The organism is Sphingomonas sp. G-3-2-10 (assembly GCF_012927115.1).
In the GTDB taxonomy this organism is placed as follows: Bacteria; Pseudomonadota; Alphaproteobacteria; order Sphingomonadales; family Sphingomonadaceae; genus Sphingomonas.
The window spans coordinates 567,355-584,098 of sequence record NZ_JABBFY010000002.1 but is presented as its reverse complement, the minus strand read 5'-3'; the positions used below and the strand labels follow the sequence as shown (position 1 = coordinate 584,098).

Below are 16,744 nucleotides of genomic sequence, written 5' to 3'. Positions count from 1 at the left end.
GATCCTCATGCCTTCACTCCCGCTCCGCGTACCTTCTCCGCATCCGGATCGAGCGGCCAGCGCGGGCGCGCGGGGACGTCGAACGGATCGGTCAGCCCGAGCGCGAACCGCTCGGCGCCGGCCCAGGCGATCATGGCGGCATTGTCGGTACACAGCCAGAGCGGCGGCGCGACGAAGCGCAGGCCATGTTCGGTGGCGAGACTTTCGAGCGCGCCGCGCACGCTGCGGTTCGCCGCGACGCCGCCCGCGACGACCAGCGCGGTCGCCTCGACATGGCGCAGCGCGCGCTTCGTGCGGTCGATCAGGCAATCGACCACCGCCTGCTGAAACGACGCGGCGAGATCCTCGGCGCTGTATTTGCCGACCTTGCGCGCGACGTCGCTCTTGAGGCCGGCGAACGAGAAATGCGGTTCGGCCGAGCCGAGCAGCGGGCGCGGCAGCGGCACGGCGCGGGGATCGCCGGATTCGGCGGCTTTCTCGACTGCCGGTCCGCCGGGAAAGCCGAGGCCGAGCAGCTTGGCGGTCTTGTCGAACGCTTCGCCTGCCGCATCGTCGATCGTGGTGGCGAGGCGGCGATAGCGGCCCGCACCCTGCACCAGCAGCAACTGGCAATGCCCGCCCGAGACGAGCAGAAGCAGATAGGGGAACTGCAGATCGGGATCGGTCAGGCGCGGCGAGAGGGCATGGCCCTCGAGATGGTTGACCGCGACCAAAGGCTTGTTGGCGGCGAGCGCCAGCGCCTTGCCGGTGACGAGGCCGACCATCACGCCGCCGATCAGGCCGGGGCCGGCGGTGGCGGCGATGGCGTCGACGTCATTGAGACCGACATTGGCTTCGGCCAGCACCTGTTCGACCAAAGGCGCCAGCACCTCGACATGCGCGCGCGCGGCGATTTCGGGCACCACGCCGCCATAGGGTCGATGCGCGGCTTCCTGTCCGGCGATACGCTGGGCGAGGATGCGGCGATCGCTCGTCACCAGCGCGGCGGCGGTCTCGTCGCAGCTCGATTCAAGGCCAAGAATGAGGGACATCGCTTCCATCTAGGCCGATGCATCGCTAGCACAACCCGCCATGCCTTCCTTTCGTCTTGGTACCCGCGGTTCGCCGCTCGCTCTCGTTCAGGCCAATATGGTGCGCGATGCGCTGATCGCCGCGCATGGCTGGTCGCCCGATGCCGTCGAGATCGTGCCGATCAAGACGACCGGCGACCGGGTGCAGGATCGCGCGCTGGCCGAGATCGGCGGCAAGGCGCTGTGGACCAAGGAACTGGACCGCGCGCTGCTGGCCGGGGAGATCGACTGCGCGGTGCATTCGATGAAGGATGTCGAGACGGTGCGGCCCGAGAGCATCGCCATCGCCGCGGTGCTGCCGCGCGCCGATGTGCGCGACCGGATCGTGGGCGTCGAATCGATCGCGGCGCTGCGTCAGGGCGCAGTGGTGGGCACCAGCTCGCCGCGCCGGGCGGCGCAATTGAAGCGGGTGCGGCCCGATCTGGAGACGGTGCTGTTCCGTGGCAATGTCGACACGCGCCTCGCCAAGCTGGCGGCGGGCGAAGTCGATGCGACGATGCTGGCGGCGGCGGGGCTGGAGCGGCTGGGGCGGCATGACGTGGGTCACGCGGTGCCGGTCGAGACGATGCTGCCCGCCCCGGCACAGGGGATCGTCGGGATCGAAGTGCGCGCGGGCGACGAGGAAGCGTTCGGGATCGTGCGCGCGATCGATCATGTGGTGACGCATGGCTGCGTGCTGGCCGAGCGGGCATTGCTGGCGGTGCTGAAGGCCGATTGCCATTCGCCGGTGGGGGCGCTGGCGACGATCGAGGGCGGCATCCTGACACTGCGCGCGGAATTGCTTTCCGAGGACGGCGCGTTTCATGTCCATGCGCAGGAAGCCGGGACGCCGGGCGATCCCGCGCTGCCCGAGACGGTAGCGCGCGACCTGCTGGACCGCGCCCCGCCCGAAGTGCGGCGGCTGTTCGAGGGATGAAGCGTCCCATCGCCGTGCTACGGCCCGAGCCGGGGAATCGCGTCACCGCCATTGCCATCGAATCGCGGGGACATCGCGCGATCCGCCTCCCGCTCTTCGCGGCCGGGCCGGTTGCGTGGGAAGTGCCCGACGCACGGGACTATGATGCGCTGATCGTCACCAGCGCCAATGCGATGCGGCATGGCGGAGCGGGGCTGGTGCGGCTGCTCGAACTGCCGGTCTGGGCGGTGGGGAAGGCCACGGCCGAAGCGGCGCGGCGCGCGGGCTTCACCGTCGCTGGTACGGGCGACGCCGGCGCGGTAGCGCTGCTGGCGCTGGCCGAAGCGGCGGGCGTCCGCCATGCGCTGCACCTCGCCGGGCGCGAGCGGACGGTGCAGCCGGGCGGGATCGTCGCCGATATCCGCACCGTCTATGCCAGCGATACCGTTCCGGTGAGGGCGGAAGATGCAGCGAAGCTGGCGGGCGCGATCGTACTGGTTCAGTCGGCGCGCGCGGGCGCCCGGCTGGCGGAGATCGTTGCGGACCCTTCGTCGATCACGCTGGTGGCGGTGAGCGACGGCGCGGTGGAAGCGGCGGGCAAGGGCTGGGAGAAGGTGGTCGTGCCCGGCGGCTTCACCGGCACCGCGCTGATCGACACCGCCATCGCGCTGGCTGATTGACCGTGCCGCTGCGTGCGGAGATAAGACGGGCATGAGTTCCGACGAGCCACTTGCGCTGGAGCCGGCCCGCGGGCTGTCTCCACTGGTGAAGAACGTGCTGACCGCGCTGGTCGCCTTCGTGGCGGGGATCGCGGGGATGGCGGCGTTCACCTGGCTGCGCGGCGGCGACGATGCCGCAAGGCCTGTGCCCGCCCCCGCGCCCGTGACGCAGCCCCAGCAGATGCCGGTCCGCGCGCTGCCTCCGGGAACGGACGTCGCGACGCTTTCGGCGCGCGAGCAGATCCTTGCCGGGCGGCTCGACGTGCTGGAGACCCGGCTGCGCGACATCGACGGCAGCGCGCGCAACGCGTCCTCTTACGCCACCCAGGCCGAGCGGCTGATGATCGCCTTTTCGGTGCGCCGCCTGCTGGAGCGCGGCGACCAGCTCGGGCCGCTCGAAGCGCAGTTGCGCCGCCGCTTCGGCGAGACGCATGGCGAAGCGGTGAGCATCATCGTCCAGGCCGCGAATCAGGCGGTGACGCTGGAGGATCTGCGCGCCGCGCTGGAAGCGATCGCGCCGCGCCTGCTGGTCGCGCCCGATGCCGGGCTGTGGACGCGCGCGACCGGGCTGTTCGGCGATCTGGTCGTGCTGCGCCGCGACGATACGCCGAGCCCGCGCGCCGCCGATCGGCTGAAGCGCGCGCAGCGGATGCTGGCCGAGGGGCAGGTCGAAGGCGCGCTGGCCGAGATCGCCCGGATGCCCGGCGCGGCGAGCGCGGAGAATTGGGTCAACAACGCCAAACGCTATATCGCCGCGCGCAACGCATTGCGCGAGATCGAGCTGGCGGCGATGGCGACTCCGGCGGCACCGCCGGCAACGACACGATAAACGATAACGATACGCAGGGACTGAAAATGGCAGAGATGGGCCGGTTCGACTGGCAGGATCCGTTCGCGCTCGACGCGCAGCTGACCGACGAGGAGCGGATGGTGCGCGACGCGGCGCATGATTATGCGCAGGGCGAGCTGCTGCCGCGCGTGACCAGCGCCTTCCTCGAGGAGCGGTTCGACCGCGAGATCATGAGCGAGATGGGTGCGCTGGGCCTGCTGGGCGCGACGATTCCCGAAGCCTATGGCGGCGCGGGGCTGGGCTATGTCGCCTATGGCCTCGTCGCGCGCGAAGTCGAGCGCGTCGATTCGGGCTATCGCTCGGCCATGTCGGTGCAGTCGAGCCTCGTGATGCACCCGATCCACGCGTACGGCACCGAAGCGCAGAAGCGGAAATATCTGCCCAAGCTGGCGACCGGCGAATGGATCGGCTGTTTCGGGCTGACCGAGCCGGACGCGGGTTCGGACCCCGGCAGCATGCGCACCCGCGCCGAGAAGATCGACGGCGGATACCGGCTGACCGGCACCAAGATGTGGATCACCAACTCGCCCATCGCCGACGTGATGGTCGTCTGGGCAAAGTCCGATGCGCATGGCGGCGGGATCAAGGGCTTCGTGCTCGAACGCGGGACGGAAGGGCTTTCCACCCCCAAGATCGAAGGCAAGCTGAGCCTTCGCGCAAGCATCACCGGCGAGATCGTGATGGACGGCGTCGAAGTCGGCGAAGACGCGCTGCTGCCCGAAGTGCAGGGATTGAAGGGACCGTTCGGCTGCCTCAACCGTGCGCGTTATGGCATTGCCTGGGGCGCGATGGGCGCGGCCGAAGCCTGTATGCACGCCGCGCGGCAATATACGCTGGACCGTGCGCAGTTCGGCAAGCCGCTGGCGGCGAACCAGCTGGTGCAGCTCAAGCTGGCCAATATGCAGACCGACATCGCGCTGGGCCTGCAGGCGGCGCTGCGGTGCGGGCGAATGTTCGACGAAGGCACGCTGAGCCCCGACGCGATCAGCATCATCAAGCGCAACAATTGCGGCAAGGCGCTGGATATCGCCCGCGTCGCGCGCGACATGCACGGCGGCAACGGCATTTCGGCCGAATTCCACGTGCTGCGCCATGCGATCAACCTCGAGACGGTCAACACCTATGAAGGCACGCATGACGTGCACGGGCTGATCCTCGGCCGCGCGATCACCGGGATCGCAGCGTTCTGAACGAGCCTGATCGCCAGCCGACGCTGGAAGGCGATCTCGTGATCCTCCGCCCGAGCGTGGCGGAGGATTTCGACGCGCTGTTCGCGGTGGCCAGCGATCCGCTGATCTGGGAAGTCCATCCGGCGCACGATCGCTGGAAGGAAGACGTGTTCCGTCCCTTTTTCGAGGGCGGGATCGCGTGCGGCGGGGCGCTGACGATCCTCGACAAGGCGACCGGGGCCGTGATCGGATCGTCCCGGTTCGACAAGTGGAACCCGCAAGCCGACGAGATCGAGATCGGCTGGACCTATATCGCGCGGGCCTATTGGGGCGGCGTCTATAATCGCGAGATCAAGCGGCTGATGCTCGATCATATCCATCGCTTCGTCGAAACGGTGGTGTTCACCGTGGGCGAGGACAATGTCCGCTCACGCGGGGCGATGGTGAAGATCGGTGGCGTGCTGCGGCCCGGAACAGAGGATCGGCCGATGGCGGGCGAGATGAAGCCGCATGTGATCTACGAGATCCGGCGGGGCTGAATTATGCCTTTCAAGTCGGAGACTGAGAAGCTGCCCAAGGGGCAGAGCGATCCGCTTAAGCCTTCGCAATTCGAGGCAGCGCTTGCCGCAGCGGGCATCTCAATTGACACGCATTTCGTGCGTCGTCCCAGCCGACGTCTGTTCGACGTGCATTTCTGGCCGCCAAATCCCAATGTTTCGTACGAGCGATTCTATATCACGATCGGAGCTGTACCTTCCGAAGATGCGCGGGAGGTAGGGCTTCGTGTCGAGATCCTGCTGCCGCAGGCAATCAACTGGATGAGCGAAATCGTGTCGCTCGACACCCGATCACCCATTCGCCGCGAGCAGCAACTCATCGCACTTTCTTAAGCGGGCGGCCGCTATTCTGATACGCGCCTGATCAGTTCCTGCGTGGCCGCGGGGGCGCGGACTTTGCCGCCGCTGATGAAGAAGATGAAGGTCTCTCTGGGCTGCTTCGGCGGGCCTTCGGTGGTGACGTAGGGGAGACCGTCCGGCTTTCCGCCATTGGCCCATTCCTTCGCGACCTTTGCCCATTTGCCGATGTCCGGCTCAGGATAGCAGAGCGGGTTGTCGTCCTCGCCGGCTTCGAGCCGGGCATATACGAAGTCGCCGGTGATGTCGGCGATCGCCGGATAGGTCGGCGAATCGGCGAAGACGATCGCGGCGCCGGCATCGCGGCACATCGCGACGAATTCGGGCACATGGAAGCTTTCGTGGCGGACCTGGATCGCGTGGCGCAGCTTCACGCCTTCATGCGCTTGCGGAAGCAGCTTGAGGAACGCGCCGAAATCGTCCGCGTCGAACTTCTTGGTGGCCATGAACTGCCACAGGATCGGCCCGAGCTTGTCGCCCAGCTCGACGATGCCCTGTCCCACGAACTTCGCGATGGACGGTTCGGCTTCGGCCAGCACCTTGCGATTGGTGCAGAAGCGCGAGGCCTTCACGGCATAGACGAAGCCCTCGGGCGCGGTATCCCGCCAACCCGCGAAGGTCGCGGGCTTGAAGCCCGAATAATAGGTGCCGTTGATCTCGATCGCGGTGAGCTGGCGCGAGGCATATTCCAGCTCTTTCTTCTGGCTGAGACCTTCAGGGTAGAAGGTCCCCCGCCAAGGTTCGAAGGTCCAGCCGCCGATTCCGACTCGTATGGGTGCGCTCATGGAACGAGCCTAGGCGAAACCCTCTCGACACGCACGGGGTGACGCGATAGCGTACATTAACTCGGACAATTGAACCGGGTTGGGAGAGGCATATGCGGATCGGGCGCAGGGATCTGATCGTGGCGGGACTGGCAGCGGCGGCGACCTGGTCGGCGGCGGCCCTGGCCCAGAGCGCGCCCGCGATCCTCGGTCCGGCGGTGTGGGACTGGAGCGCGATGCCGGTGAAGACCACCGAAGTCGGTGCGCTGCGCGATCTGGTGCGCCAGCCGACCGCGACGCTCGACGAGCTGGAGATGCACGTCACCACCCTCAATCCCGGCACGACGTCGCATCCGCCGCACACCCATCCCAACGAGGAACTGGTGATCATCCGCGAAGGCACGGTCGAAGTGCTGAACGGCGGGACGTGGAAGCGGCTGGGGCCGGGATCGGTGATCTTCAACGCTTCCAATTCGCCGCACGCGCTGCGCAATGTCGGTTCGGGGCCGACGACCTACCACGTCATCAACTGGAAGACGCCGGCGACACCGAAACGCTGAAGGAGTTTCAGATGACCGAGATCGACCGCCGTTCCATTCTCGCCGGCGCCGGGCTTGCCGGGCTGGCCGCGGCCTTCTCGCACGAAGCGCTGGCCCAGTCGGCGACTCAGGGCAACGCAGTGAGCAGCGAAGCCGCACCTGCCGGGCCCGAGCCGATGGCGAAGCACCGCATCCGCTTCTCGGTGATCGGGCTGGACCATTCGCACATCTATTCGATGACCGATGCGATGATCCGCGGCGGCGGCACGCTGGTGGCGTTCTTCGCCAGCGATCCGAAGCAGATCGACACGTTCCGCAAACGCTATCCCCAAGCGGTGCTGGCGCGCAGCGAGGACGAAATCGTCGAGGACAAGTCTATCCAGCTGGTCGTCGCCGCGCCGATCCCGGACCTGCGCGCGCCGCTCGGCATTCGCTGCATGAAGGCGGGCAAGGACGTGCTGGTCGACAAGCCGGGCATCACGACGCTGAAGCAGCTTGCCGATGTGCGCCGCGCGGTGAAGGCGACGGGGAAGAAGTTCGCGATCATGTATTCCGAGCGGCTCGAGGTGCGGTCCGCGGTGATGGCCGGGCAGCTGGTGCAGCAGGGCGCGATCGGCAAGGTGGTCCAGACGGTCAACCTCGCGCCGCACCGGGTGAACGAGCCGAGCCGGCCCGACTGGTTCTGGGACAAGGCGCGCTATGGCGGCATCCTGACCGATATCGGCAGCCATCAGGCCGACCAGTTCCTGTTCTACACCGGCACGACCAAGGCGCAGGTGGTCGCTGCGCAGGCCGGCAATCTCAACTGGGGCAAGCGGCCCAAGTTCGAGGATTTCGGCGACATGACCGTCACCGGAAACGGCGGCACCGGCTATATCCGGGTCGACTGGTTCACCCCCGACGGCCTTGCGACCTGGGGTGACGGGCGGCTGTTCCTGCTGGGGACCGAGGGCTTTATCGAGCTGCGCAAATATATCGATGTGGCCGGGCGGCCCGGCGGCAACCATCTGCTGATCACCGACAAGAAGGGCAGCCGCTACATGGACTGTTCGCAGGTCCATCTGCCGTTCGGCCCGCAATTCGTGAGCGACGTGGTCGAGCGGACCTCGGTCGCGCAGGATCAGGATCAGGCGCTGCTTGCCGCCGAACTGGTGCTCAAGGCCCAGAAACAGGCCACCCGGCCGATGATCGCCTGACGAGAGGGAGACGCCGATGCAGCTGTCCAGACGCGGAATAATGAAGGCGGGGGCAGCTGCGGGCTTCCCGATGATCGTGCCGGCCAGCGTGTTCGGGCAGAATGCGCCGAGCAACCGCGTGACGGTGGGCGCGATAGGGGTGGGGCGGATCGGCCGCATCCACGACATCAAGGAGACGATGCGCCACGAAGACGCGCAGGTAGTGGCGGTGTGCGATGTCGACATCCGCCGGCTGGGCGCGGGTCAGCAGCTGGTCGACGACCGATACAGCGAGAAGCTGGGCAAAGCTTATTCAGGCACGCGCGGCTACAGCGATTATCGCGAGCTGATCGCTGCGAAGGATATCGATGCGGTGCTGATCTCGACGCCGGATCACCAGCACGCGCCGCTCGCGATCCATGCGGTGCGCGCGGGCAAGGACGTCTATCTCCAGAAGCCCGCTTCGCTGACCATCGCCGAGGGGCGAGCGATGGCCGATGCGGTGAAGGCATCGGGCCGGGTGCTGCAGATCGGATCACAGCAGCGGGGGCAGACGCCGTGGCCGCAATTCCACCGCGCGTGCGAGCTGGTGCGCAACGGGCGGATCGGAAAGCTCAGGCATGTCGAAATCGGGCTGCCGGGCGATCCTTCCGGGCCCGATGCGCCGCCGATGCCGATCCCGGCGGGGCTCAACTACGACGCATGGCTGGGGACCACGCCCGAGGCCTATTATACCGAGATGCGGGTGCATCCGCAGGACTCGTTCGAAGCGCGGCCCGGCTGGCTGCGGATGGAGCAGTTCGGCGCGGGGATGATCACCGGCTGGGGCGCGCACCATATCGATATCGCCCATTGGGGCATGGACATGGAGCATTCGGGCCCGGTGGAGATCTGGGGCAGCGCCGAGTTCCCCAAAAGCGGCCTGTGGAACGTCCACGGCCCGTTCGAGACCCATGCCCGCTATGCCAATGGCGTGACGATGACCGTATCGGGCGCGCTGCCCAACGGCGTGAAGTTCATCGGGAGCAAGGGCTGGATCTTCGTGACCCGGAGCGGTCCGGTGACGCCGAGCGATCCCGCCGGACCGCAGGTCGATCCGCTGCAGGCGAGCGATCCGAAGATCCTGACCAGCGTGATCGGGCCGGACGAAGTGCAGCTCTACAAGGCGCCCGAACAGCACCGGAACTGGCTCGATGCGATTCGCACCGGGGTTCCGGTCAGCGCATCGGCCGAAGTGGGGCATCGCGGCTGTTCGACCTGCCTGCTCCACTGGATCGCGATGAAGACCGGGCGGCGGCTGAAATGGGACCCTGTCGCCGAGCGGTTCATCGGCGACGACGCGGCGAATGCGATGCTGAGCCGGCCGCAGCGCGCGAAATACGCGGTGTAGCGAATCGGGCGGACGAACTCCCCTCGGGGGTTCAGTCGGTCGGGCGTGGCTGGGCCCTGCTTTTTTGATTCGGGGCGTTGCGGGATTGCGCCGCGGCAAAGCCGCGTCGTCAGTCGCAGCTGCTGCGCTGGCCGGGCTTCTCGCAAGTTCGTGATCTAGCGCCGCTCAATCGCGGCGAGAAGCTGGAGCGGGCGAAGGGATTCGAACCCTCGACCCCGACCTTGGCAAGGTCGTGCTCTACCCCTGAGCTACGCCCGCTCTGGCGTCTTGGTGGTCCGTGATTTCGCACGTACCGGGGCAAGGCGGCGGCCACTAGCATCGGTCCCGGTGGGGGGCAACCCCCTGAATCACGGAAAAATCGAAACGGGCAAAAAGGCTTGGCCTCGAAGCGCCGAGACCCCACATAAGCCGCCGTACCGCAGCAACCAGAGAATCGGGAGTTTCCCCCTTGGCCACCGCCGCATTGACCGCCGCCGAACGCGAAGCCGTCGACGCCTTCCGCCGCGACGTCGTCGAGCCTTCGATGACCAATCTCGTGATCCTCGATTTCTGGGCCGAATGGTGCGGGCCGTGCAAACAGCTGACCCCGGTGCTCGAAAAGGTCGCCGCGGATTATGCGTCGAAGGGCGTGGTGCTGGCCAAGATCGACGTCGACAAGAATCAGTTCATCGCCAGCCAGTTTCAGGTGCGCTCGATCCCGACCGTCTATGCGATGTTCCAGGGCCAGCCGATCGCCGATCTGAGCCAGGCGCGGACCGAATCGCAGATCAAGGCGATGCTCGACCAGATGCTGCGCCAGTTACCGGTGCAGAGCGAGGACACTGCGCTGGAAGCCGAAGTGGAGCCGCTGCTGGAAATGGCCGAGCAGATTCTGGCCGATGGCGACGCCGAGCGCGCGCTGGCCGTGTTCGACCAGATCGGCGAGATGGCGCCGGCGCATCCAGGCGTGGCTGCGGGCCGCGCGCGGTCGCTGCTGGCGCTCGACCGGCTGGGCGAAGCGGAGATCGCGCTGGCCGACCTGCCCGAGGAGGTTTCGAAATCGCCCGAGGTGGAGCGCGCCCGCGCCGCGATCACGCTGGCCAAGGAAGCGACTCCGGTCGAGGATATTTCGGGTCTCGCCGCTCATGCCGCGGCCAACCCCGAGGATATGGACGCCCGGCTGGAACTGGCCGGTGGCCAGATGGCGGCCGGCGACCGCGACGGTGCTGCCGAGACGCTGCTGCGCATGATCGCCGACGATCGCGAGTGGAACGAAGGCGCGGCGCGCCAGCGGCTGCTCAAGCTGTTCGAAGTGGTCGGCCTTGAGGATCCCTGGGTTTCGGCGCAACGGCGGAAGCTGTCGGCCATCCTGTTCGGATGACCGCAACCCGGCTCTCGATCTTTCCGCTGGCGGGGGCCTTGCTGTTCCCGGGGATGCACCTGCCGCTCCACATCTTCGAGCCGCGCTACAAGGCGATGGTCAACGACGCGCTGGCGCGCGACCGGCGGATCGGGATGATCCAGCCGCGCGGCGAAGGCGAACCGGTGCCGCTGTTCGACATGGGATGCGTCGGGCGGATCGCCGATGTCGAGGCGCTGGAGGATGGGCGGTTCAACCTTGTGCTCGAAGGGCTGGCGCGCTTCACCATCCTGCGCGAACTCGACGTGACCACCCCGTTCCGGCAGGTCGAAGCCGAGCTGGAAGCCGTGCGCGAGGACGAGACGCTGTCGCTGGGCGAGCGCGCATCGCTGGAGATCGAGTCGCGGCGCTTTGCCGATGCGCAGGGCTATGCGGTCGATTGGGAAGCGGTGACGCGGCTCGACGATTCGTCGCTGGTCAACGGCATCGCCCAGATCGCGCCGTTCGACGCGGCGTCCAAACAGGCGCTGCTGGAAGCCGATTCGCTATCGGGCCGGGCGGACCTGATCGTGCAGCTGATGCAGTTCTTCGGACGGCATGGCGACGAGGGCATCGTCACGCTGCAATAGACGTCATTGTTTAACGGTCCCGGCCCGCTCCCCCGCCCGGCACCGCAGCCGGTTCAGCTCCGCTGAATCCGGGTCAGCGGCGGTAGACCCCGGAGAAACTGACGTTCAGGCCGCCGCAATTGCCATTGTCCGTCGCCAGCAAATAGGTGCCGAGCAGGCGCAGCGAGACCGTGCATAATTCGTCCGAGAAGAGGATGCGATCGCCCGATGGCTGCGCCTCGCCGTCGAAACTCCCGAAATTGATCGCTCCGCGCGCGACGCGATCCTTGTCGTGCATCCCGTAGGTCGCTTCGCCGCTGGCCTTGAGCACGCCCCGACGCGCACCCCGGGCGATTGCGATGTCGGCGTACCAGCCCGTCCAGTCGCCGATCCATGAAGCAGGTGTCGCTCGAGGCAGCGAGACTCTGGTGAGCGCCGCGCTTTCGATCCAGCCGGTGGTGTGGCGCCCGCCGCCTGCCGGGACGAAGGTGACCAGACGATATTTGCCGCGCACTTCGCCCGCGACGAGGCGGTCGCCGGCGACGACATAGGCAGCGCGGACCTTGCCGGGGCCATCATATTGATCGCCGTTGAAGTGCCGCTTCGGGCCGGGGCGGACCTGCACCAGTTCGGCGTCGTCACCCACGACCTGTGCCTGCGCCGGGACCGCGAGCAGCACGAACAGGCCGGCAAGGCGAGCGATCATTGCGCGACGCCCCAGGGCGGCGGAGGCGCGGCGACCGGTTCGGTCAGGTCGAACTCGACGCGGAAATGGCGGTTCGCGCGGCGGAGTTCATAGGCAAAGACGGTGGGCGAGGCTTCGACGGCCCAGACATTGGTGACCGAGGCGGTGAGATTATTCGCGCGGAACATCGCGATCGATTCGGCATCGACCGGAAATTCCTGCCGCGTGGCCGATCCGGACGCCGCGGTGTCGCCGCCATACATGCTGGTCTTGTCGGGCTGGCCGTCCTCGTGGCGATGATCGTGCTTGAGGCGCAGGCCGGTGGCGGTGCGGGTGATAACCCAAGTGCGCGAGCGATCCTCCCCGACATGGAAGGGGATGCGGACGCCATCGGCAGTGCAGGTGCGGACATGCATCACCAGCGGCTTATCCGCGAAGCTGGCGTCGGCCGCGTCGGTGCTGACGACCTTTCCGGCGAACGCCTTGCCGCACAGCGACTGGAGCCGGCCCATGAAGGCGTCCTGCGGGGGCGGTGCGGCAGCGGTGAGCGCCAGCGGGGCGAGGAACAGCAGCGGTTTCATAGCGCGGGCAGCTCCCAGTCGATCGGCTTGCGGCCATGCGATTCGAGGAAGGCATTGGCTTTCGAGAAGTGATGATTGCCGAAGAAGCCGGCATGGGCGGAGAGTGGCGAGGGGTGCGGCGATTTGAGGACGAGATGCCGCCCGCCGCGATCGATCGAATCGACGAACGCCGCTTTCTTCTGCGCGTGGCTGCCCCACAGCAGGAACACGGTGGGGTTCGGGCTGGCGTTGACGAGGCGGATCACCGCGTCGGTGAACTTCTCCCAGCCCTTGCCCTGATGCGAGGCGGCGTTGCCCATCTGCACCGTGAGCACCGCATTGAGCAGCAGCACGCCCTGTTGCGCCCAATGTTCGAGGAAGCCGTGGCGCGCCGGGGCGATGCCGAGATCGGCCTGCATCTCCTTGTAGATATTGACCAGGCTGGGCGGTGTGCGGACGCCGGGCTGGACCGAGAAGCACAGGCCGTGTGCCTGCCCCTCGCCATGATAGGGGTCCTGGCCGAGGATCACGACGCGAACCTCCTCCAGCGGGGTCAGGTCGAGGGCGCGGAACCAGTTGCTGCCGGCGGGGAAGATGCGCTTGCCCGCGGCCTTTTCGGCGACGAGGAACTCGCGGAGCGCCGCCATATAGGGGCTGGCGAATTCCTCACGCAGCGGTTCGAGCCAGCTTGGGTGCAGTTTGATCTCGGCCATGCCGAGGGGATGGGGCAGGCGCGGCGCTTACGTCAATCGGGCGCGGCAGTCGGCGGCGAGCGGGCAGGCCGCGCAATCGGGCGTTTCGGGGCGGCAGATGCGCTGGCCGAGGCGATTGGCGCCGATATGAAAACGCAGGAAATCGTCGCCCGACCAGTCCGGCATCGCGGCGGTCACGACTTCGCTGGCGTCGCGCGCCCCGGCATCGGCCGCAACCAGCCCGAGACGGCACAGCACGCGCTGGACATGACCGTCGACGATCAGCATCGGGCGGTTGAGCGTGCTGGCGTTGAGGGTCGACGCCGCAACCTTGCGGCCGACGCCGGGCAGGCGCTCGAGCCAGACCAGCGCCTGATCGAGCGGGAGTTCGCCGAGAAAGTCGAGCCGGTAATCGGGCCGTTCGCGCCCGATCCGTCGCAGCGCGCCGACCAGCCATTTCGCCTTGGATTCGGGAAAGGTGACGTCGGCGATGGTGTTTTCGATCTCCTGGGGCTTCGCCGCGGCGATACGGGCGGCGGCGCCATAGCGTTCGCGCAACCGGCGATAGGCACGCAGAGATACCGGATCGCGGGTGCGGCCGCTGATCATCGATTTGACCAGCTGGCCGATGGGCTTGCGCCGGGGCAGCTGGTCCGCGCCCGCGACCAGCGGCGACAGCGCGGCACTCCACCGGGCGATCTCGTCATGCCCGCAAAAGCCGAATTGCACCTGCATCGATTGCGATATAGAACATATCGGGAACTTAAGCAAAGGAGAGTCGGATGCCGGTGACCGGAAGCTGCCATTGCGGCGCGATCGCCTATACGCTGGACGAGGAGGCGCCGGCAGGGGCGATGGCGTGCAATTGCTCGATCTGCCGACGGAAGGGCTATCTGCTGCACTTCACTTCGCCGGAGAAGTTCACGTTGCTCCGCGGCGAGGATGCGAGCACCGAGTATCGTTTCAAGTCGGAGGTGATCGGGCACCGTTTCTGCGCGACCTGCGGCTGCTCGCCCTATGGCGGCGGGACCGGGCCGGACGGCAAGGAAGTGGTGGTGATCAACCTGCGCTGCGCCGACGGGATCGATGTGGAGGCGCTGGCGGTGCAGAATTTCGACGGGGCGAGTTTATAGTTTCGTCACCCGGACCCGTTCGGCGTTTATCCCTTTCGACCAGGTAACCGTGCTCCGGCGAAGGCCGGAGTGCTGGCAACATCCTCCTCTACCTCCAACGCTCCGGCCTTCGCCGGGGCACGAAAACGCCCGTTTGGTCGAAAGGGATATGCCCCGAACAGATCCGGGGTGATGGTGTGGATGGCGCGCCTGAGTCGCACTCACACATGCTCGGGTTTGCCCTTGCGCTTCGTGTGGGCGAATTCCTCGAGCTGCTTCTCGGTCATCGATTCGACCATCTGCTTCGATGCACCCTTGAGCTTGGACTTGGGCGTGTCGCCGCGTTTCGCGGACAGGGCGGCGCCGGCGGCTTTTTGCTGGGCGGCGGACTTTGCGGGCATCGGGCTTGCTCCTATGGGGTGCAGCATCAACCGGGAGCGCGAGCGTGCGTTCCGCGCGGAGCGACAAGATGCACATGACTCACGATGCGGCGGCGCCCGCGGCCGAGACGATCGACTTCGGCCAGTTTCTCGCGGTCGATATTCGCGTGGGGACGATTTTGGAGGCGCTGCCGTTCCCCGAGGCGCGCAAGCCGGCGTACAAGCTGCTGATCGATTTCGGCCCGGCGATCGGGAAGAAGCGCTCCTCGGCGCAGATCACCGAACATTACACGCTGGAGGAACTTCCCGGCACGCAGGTGGCGGCGGTCGTCAATTTCCCGCCGCGCCAGATCGGCAAGATGATGTCCGAAGTACTGACGCTCGGCTTTCCAGATGCGGAGGGCAAGGTCGTGCTGTTTCGTCCGACCGTTACGGTGCCGGACGGCGGGCGGCTGTTCTGAATTCCATTCTATCGGTAGCGCTAACATTTTCGATTGATCGGCGCGCGATCTCGCCATAGCCTCTGCGCAAAAGCACAAGAGGGGAGGCATATATGAAAATGCGTATTGCGCTGGCGCTTGCCGCGCTGGCGGTTCCGGGAGCGATGGTGGCGGGGCCGCTGATCGCGCAGACCGCGGTCGATCCGGACATTCTCAACAATCCGAATCCCGATGCGTTGCAGGTCTATGGCCTGGCGGGCGGCGGAAAGCCCAAGCCGATCAAGGACGAGAAGGTCCAGTTCGGCAAGGCGATCCGGATCGACCTTCCGGGCGGCGGCAACCCGTGGAGCGTGGGCGTCAATTCGCCGCTGCTCAAGCCGGTGAAGAAGGGCGACAAGATCACCGTCGCTTTCTACGCGCGGCTGGAGAAGGGGGCGGACGGCGCCACCACCGGGCGGATCCACGCGGTCCAGCTCCAGCTGAGCGCGGCGCCCTATACGGCGCTGTTCAGCAAGCAGAATCTCGACATCGACGGCACGTGGAAATTCTTCCACGTCACCGGCAAGGCCGATCGCGACTATGCCAAGGGCGAATTGTCGGCGGCGCTGCACGTCAACACCGCGAAGCAGACGATCGATATCGGCGCGGTCGCGGTGATGAATTACGGACAGGTGCAGTAAGGCGCTCATCCTCCCCGGGGGTGCGGGGGAGGATCGGACTCGTCAGGCGCGGACGGCGGTCACCAGATAGTCGAGGCTGGTATCCTCGCGCAGCACGAAGCCGCGCGCGGGGGAGAAGCCGAGGCCCTGGACGTCGGTGACCTTCAGGCCCGACACTGCGAGCGCTTCGGTCAGTTCGTCGGGGGTGAGGAACTGGTTCCAGTCGTGCGTGCCCTTGGGCACCGCGCCGGTGCCTTCGCCGATGGTGATCATCGCCAAGTGCGACAGCAAGGTGCGGTTGGGGGTGGAGAGGACCATCAGCCCGCCGGGCGCGAGCGCGGCTTCGAGACCGGCGATAAAGGCGGGCACGTCGGCGACATGCTCGATCACTTCCATCGAGACGACGAGGTCGAACGTGCGGCCGCCGAGCGCCTGGATTTCGCCGGCGAGATATTCGACGTCGAGGCCCGAGGCTTCGGCATGGGCGCGCGCGGCGCCGATATTCTCGGGCGCGGCGTCGAGGCCGGTCGCCCTTGCGCCGAGGCGTGCGAGCGGTTCGGTGAGCAGACCCGCACCGCAGCCGACATCGATCGCGGTCTTGCCCGCCAATGGCGCGAAGCCGGCGGTGTCTCCGCTCCAATGGTCGTCGATCGCGTCGCGCAGATAGGCGAGCCGCGCCGGATTGAGCCGGTGGAGCATCGCCGAGGAGCCCTTCGGATTCCACCAGTCCGCCGCGAGCTTGCCGAAATGCTCAGCTTCACGCGGGTCAATGGTTGCTATCATT

The 16,744-nt window shown here is 66.9% G+C and carries 22 protein-coding genes and 1 tRNA gene; 14 read left to right on the top strand and 9 right to left on the bottom strand.

Annotated elements, in window-relative coordinates; genetic code table 11:
- Positions 1–5: 5 nt before the first annotated feature.
- Entirely contained in the window at positions 6–1,031 is a 1,026-nt protein-coding gene (tsaD, locus tag HHL13_RS19455) for a tRNA (adenosine(37)-N6)-threonylcarbamoyltransferase complex transferase subunit TsaD (protein WP_169557579.1), read from the bottom strand.
- Between the two features lie 40 nt (positions 1,032–1,071).
- Between tsaD and hemC the strand changes: the two genes are divergently transcribed.
- Genes hemC through HHL13_RS19425 form a run of 6 tightly spaced genes read left to right on the top strand, consistent with a single transcriptional unit; the run spans position 1,072 to position 5,593 of the window.
- Complete coding sequence (gene hemC, locus HHL13_RS19450) at positions 1,072–1,986, top strand: hydroxymethylbilane synthase (RefSeq protein ID WP_169557578.1); 915 nt, start codon at positions 1,072–1,074, stop codon at positions 1,984–1,986.
- Entirely contained in the window at positions 1,983–2,645 is a 663-nt protein-coding gene (locus HHL13_RS19445) for a uroporphyrinogen-III synthase (protein WP_169557577.1), read from the top strand. The genes hemC and HHL13_RS19445 overlap by 4 nt, the downstream gene beginning before the upstream one ends.
- A 31-nt stretch (positions 2,646–2,676) precedes the next feature.
- A complete protein-coding gene (locus HHL13_RS19440; protein WP_240953905.1) occupies positions 2,677–3,513 on the top strand; it encodes a hypothetical protein in 837 nt (278 codons plus the stop codon).
- 26 nt (positions 3,514–3,539) lie between these two features.
- A complete protein-coding gene (locus tag HHL13_RS19435; RefSeq protein ID WP_206377136.1) occupies positions 3,540–4,724 on the top strand; it encodes an acyl-CoA dehydrogenase in 1,185 nt (394 codons plus the stop codon).
- Positions 4,725–4,762: 38 nt separating this feature from the next.
- The gene (locus HHL13_RS19430) at positions 4,763–5,242 is read left to right on the top strand and encodes a GNAT family N-acetyltransferase (protein ID WP_346775592.1); all 480 of its coding nucleotides are present in this window, start codon (positions 4,763–4,765) and stop codon (positions 5,240–5,242) included.
- A 3-nt stretch (positions 5,243–5,245) separates the two neighbouring features.
- The gene (locus tag HHL13_RS19425) at positions 5,246–5,593 is read left to right on the top strand and encodes a hypothetical protein (RefSeq protein ID WP_169557576.1); all 348 of its coding nucleotides are present in this window, start codon (positions 5,246–5,248) and stop codon (positions 5,591–5,593) included.
- 11 nt (positions 5,594–5,604) lie between these two features.
- Here HHL13_RS19425 and HHL13_RS19420 read toward each other — a convergent pair whose 3' ends face one another.
- The gene (locus HHL13_RS19420; protein ID WP_169557575.1) at positions 5,605–6,402 is read right to left on the bottom strand and encodes a DUF72 domain-containing protein; all 798 of its coding nucleotides are present in this window, start codon (positions 6,400–6,402) and stop codon (positions 5,605–5,607) included.
- A 92-nt stretch (positions 6,403–6,494) separates the two neighbouring features.
- Here HHL13_RS19420 and HHL13_RS19415 point away from each other — a divergent pair, with 92 nt between their 5' ends.
- The 3 genes from HHL13_RS19415 to HHL13_RS19405 are packed head-to-tail and all read left to right on the top strand — an operon-like array spanning position 6,495 to position 9,485.
- Positions 6,495–6,941, top strand: coding sequence for a cupin domain-containing protein (locus tag HHL13_RS19415; RefSeq protein ID WP_169557574.1), 447 nt, complete (start codon positions 6,495–6,497; stop codon positions 6,939–6,941).
- 11 nt (positions 6,942–6,952) lie between these two features.
- Complete coding sequence (locus HHL13_RS19410) at positions 6,953–8,116, top strand: Gfo/Idh/MocA family oxidoreductase (RefSeq protein WP_169557573.1); 1,164 nt, start codon at positions 6,953–6,955, stop codon at positions 8,114–8,116.
- A gap of 40 nt (positions 8,117–8,156) precedes the next feature.
- A complete protein-coding gene (locus HHL13_RS19405; RefSeq protein WP_240953904.1) occupies positions 8,157–9,485 on the top strand; it encodes a Gfo/Idh/MocA family oxidoreductase in 1,329 nt (442 codons plus the stop codon).
- Between the two features lie 183 nt (positions 9,486–9,668).
- Here the strand turns inward: HHL13_RS19405 and HHL13_RS19400 are convergent.
- A tRNA-Gly gene (locus HHL13_RS19400) sits at positions 9,669–9,743 on the bottom strand.
- 205 nt (positions 9,744–9,948) lie between these two features.
- Between HHL13_RS19400 and HHL13_RS19395 the strand changes: the two genes are divergently transcribed.
- Positions 9,949–10,845: a tetratricopeptide repeat protein gene (locus tag HHL13_RS19395; RefSeq protein WP_169557864.1), complete on the top strand. Its 897-nt coding sequence runs from the start codon at positions 9,949–9,951 to the stop codon at positions 10,843–10,845.
- Entirely contained in the window at positions 10,842–11,453 is a 612-nt protein-coding gene (locus HHL13_RS19390) for an LON peptidase substrate-binding domain-containing protein (protein ID WP_169557571.1), read from the top strand. Before HHL13_RS19395 ends, HHL13_RS19390 begins: the two co-directional genes overlap by 4 nt.
- 73 nt (positions 11,454–11,526) lie before the next feature.
- Here HHL13_RS19390 and HHL13_RS19385 read toward each other — a convergent pair whose 3' ends face one another.
- From HHL13_RS19385 to HHL13_RS19370, 4 genes are read right to left on the bottom strand one after another with little or no spacing between them, the layout of a single operon-like run.
- Positions 11,527–12,138 (bottom strand): hypothetical protein, encoded by a 612-nt coding sequence (locus HHL13_RS19385; protein WP_169557570.1) that lies wholly within the window; start codon positions 12,136–12,138, stop codon positions 11,527–11,529.
- Complete coding sequence (locus HHL13_RS19380; RefSeq protein WP_169557569.1) at positions 12,135–12,698, bottom strand: hypothetical protein; 564 nt, start codon at positions 12,696–12,698, stop codon at positions 12,135–12,137. Before HHL13_RS19380 ends, HHL13_RS19385 begins: the two co-directional genes overlap by 4 nt.
- Complete coding sequence (gene ung / locus HHL13_RS19375) at positions 12,695–13,390, bottom strand: uracil-DNA glycosylase (RefSeq protein ID WP_169557568.1); 696 nt, start codon at positions 13,388–13,390, stop codon at positions 12,695–12,697. Before ung ends, HHL13_RS19380 begins: the two co-directional genes overlap by 4 nt.
- A 27-nt stretch (positions 13,391–13,417) precedes the next feature.
- Positions 13,418–14,104, bottom strand: a complete 687-nt coding sequence (locus HHL13_RS19370) for an endonuclease (RefSeq protein ID WP_169557567.1) — start codon at positions 14,102–14,104, stop codon at positions 13,418–13,420.
- Positions 14,105–14,151: 47 nt separating this feature from the next.
- Here HHL13_RS19370 and HHL13_RS19365 point away from each other — a divergent pair, with 47 nt between their 5' ends.
- On the top strand, positions 14,152–14,502 hold the full coding sequence (locus HHL13_RS19365; protein WP_169557566.1) for a GFA family protein: 351 nt from the start codon (positions 14,152–14,154) through the stop codon (positions 14,500–14,502).
- 200 nt (positions 14,503–14,702) lie between these two features.
- On the opposite strand, the gene HHL13_RS19360 is transcribed toward HHL13_RS19365, so the two are convergent.
- A complete protein-coding gene (locus HHL13_RS19360) occupies positions 14,703–14,882 on the bottom strand; it encodes a DUF3008 family protein (protein ID WP_169557565.1) in 180 nt (59 codons plus the stop codon).
- Positions 14,883–14,950: 68 nt separating this feature from the next.
- On the opposite strand from HHL13_RS19360, the gene HHL13_RS19355 reads away from it, so the two are divergent.
- Both HHL13_RS19355 and HHL13_RS19350 read left to right on the top strand, forming a co-directional pair.
- Positions 14,951–15,322, top strand: a complete 372-nt coding sequence (locus tag HHL13_RS19355) for a tRNA-binding protein (RefSeq protein ID WP_169557863.1) — start codon at positions 14,951–14,953, stop codon at positions 15,320–15,322.
- A gap of 92 nt (positions 15,323–15,414) precedes the next feature.
- Positions 15,415–15,981, top strand: a complete 567-nt coding sequence (locus HHL13_RS19350) for a hypothetical protein (protein ID WP_169557564.1) — start codon at positions 15,415–15,417, stop codon at positions 15,979–15,981.
- Positions 15,982–16,023: 42 nt separating this feature from the next.
- Here HHL13_RS19350 and ubiG read toward each other — a convergent pair whose 3' ends face one another.
- Complete coding sequence (gene ubiG, locus HHL13_RS19345) at positions 16,024–16,743, bottom strand: bifunctional 2-polyprenyl-6-hydroxyphenol methylase/3-demethylubiquinol 3-O-methyltransferase UbiG (RefSeq protein ID WP_240953903.1); 720 nt, start codon at positions 16,741–16,743, stop codon at positions 16,024–16,026.
- Position 16,744: the final 1 nt, after the last annotated feature.

Excerpts from the sequence above, each read along its gene's own strand:
- tsaD (WP_169557579.1), bottom strand. The coding sequence starts at position 1,031 with ATGTCCCTCATTCTTGGCCTTGAATCGAGCTGCGACGAGACCGCCGCC.
- hemC (WP_169557578.1), top strand. The coding sequence starts at position 1,072 with ATGCCTTCCTTTCGTCTTGGTACCCGCGGTTCGCCGCTCGCTCTCGTT.
- HHL13_RS19445 (WP_169557577.1), top strand. The coding sequence starts at position 1,983 with ATGAAGCGTCCCATCGCCGTGCTACGGCCCGAGCCGGGGAATCGCGTC.
- HHL13_RS19440 (WP_240953905.1), top strand. The coding sequence starts at position 2,677 with ATGAGTTCCGACGAGCCACTTGCGCTGGAGCCGGCCCGCGGGCTGTCT.
- HHL13_RS19435 (WP_206377136.1), top strand. The coding sequence starts at position 3,540 with ATGGCAGAGATGGGCCGGTTCGACTGGCAGGATCCGTTCGCGCTCGAC.
- HHL13_RS19425 (WP_169557576.1), top strand. The coding sequence starts at position 5,246 with ATGCCTTTCAAGTCGGAGACTGAGAAGCTGCCCAAGGGGCAGAGCGAT.
- HHL13_RS19420 (WP_169557575.1), bottom strand. The coding sequence starts at position 6,402 with ATGAGCGCACCCATACGAGTCGGAATCGGCGGCTGGACCTTCGAACCT.
- HHL13_RS19415 (WP_169557574.1), top strand. The coding sequence starts at position 6,495 with ATGCGGATCGGGCGCAGGGATCTGATCGTGGCGGGACTGGCAGCGGCG.
- HHL13_RS19410 (WP_169557573.1), top strand. The coding sequence starts at position 6,953 with ATGACCGAGATCGACCGCCGTTCCATTCTCGCCGGCGCCGGGCTTGCC.
- HHL13_RS19405 (WP_240953904.1), top strand. The coding sequence starts at position 8,157 with ATGAAGGCGGGGGCAGCTGCGGGCTTCCCGATGATCGTGCCGGCCAGC.
- HHL13_RS19390 (WP_169557571.1), top strand. The coding sequence starts at position 10,842 with ATGACCGCAACCCGGCTCTCGATCTTTCCGCTGGCGGGGGCCTTGCTG.
- HHL13_RS19385 (WP_169557570.1), bottom strand. The coding sequence starts at position 12,138 with ATGATCGCTCGCCTTGCCGGCCTGTTCGTGCTGCTCGCGGTCCCGGCG.
- HHL13_RS19380 (WP_169557569.1), bottom strand. The coding sequence starts at position 12,698 with ATGAAACCGCTGCTGTTCCTCGCCCCGCTGGCGCTCACCGCTGCCGCA.
- ung (WP_169557568.1), bottom strand. The coding sequence starts at position 13,390 with ATGGCCGAGATCAAACTGCACCCAAGCTGGCTCGAACCGCTGCGTGAG.
- HHL13_RS19370 (WP_169557567.1), bottom strand. The coding sequence starts at position 14,104 with ATGCAGGTGCAATTCGGCTTTTGCGGGCATGACGAGATCGCCCGGTGG.
- HHL13_RS19365 (WP_169557566.1), top strand. The coding sequence starts at position 14,152 with ATGCCGGTGACCGGAAGCTGCCATTGCGGCGCGATCGCCTATACGCTG.
- HHL13_RS19360 (WP_169557565.1), bottom strand. The coding sequence starts at position 14,882 with ATGCCCGCAAAGTCCGCCGCCCAGCAAAAAGCCGCCGGCGCCGCCCTG.
- HHL13_RS19355 (WP_169557863.1), top strand. The coding sequence starts at position 14,951 with ATGCACATGACTCACGATGCGGCGGCGCCCGCGGCCGAGACGATCGAC.
- HHL13_RS19350 (WP_169557564.1), top strand. The coding sequence starts at position 15,415 with ATGAAAATGCGTATTGCGCTGGCGCTTGCCGCGCTGGCGGTTCCGGGA.
- ubiG (WP_240953903.1), bottom strand. The coding sequence starts at position 16,743 with ATGATAGCAACCATTGACCCGCGTGAAGCTGAGCATTTCGGCAAGCTC.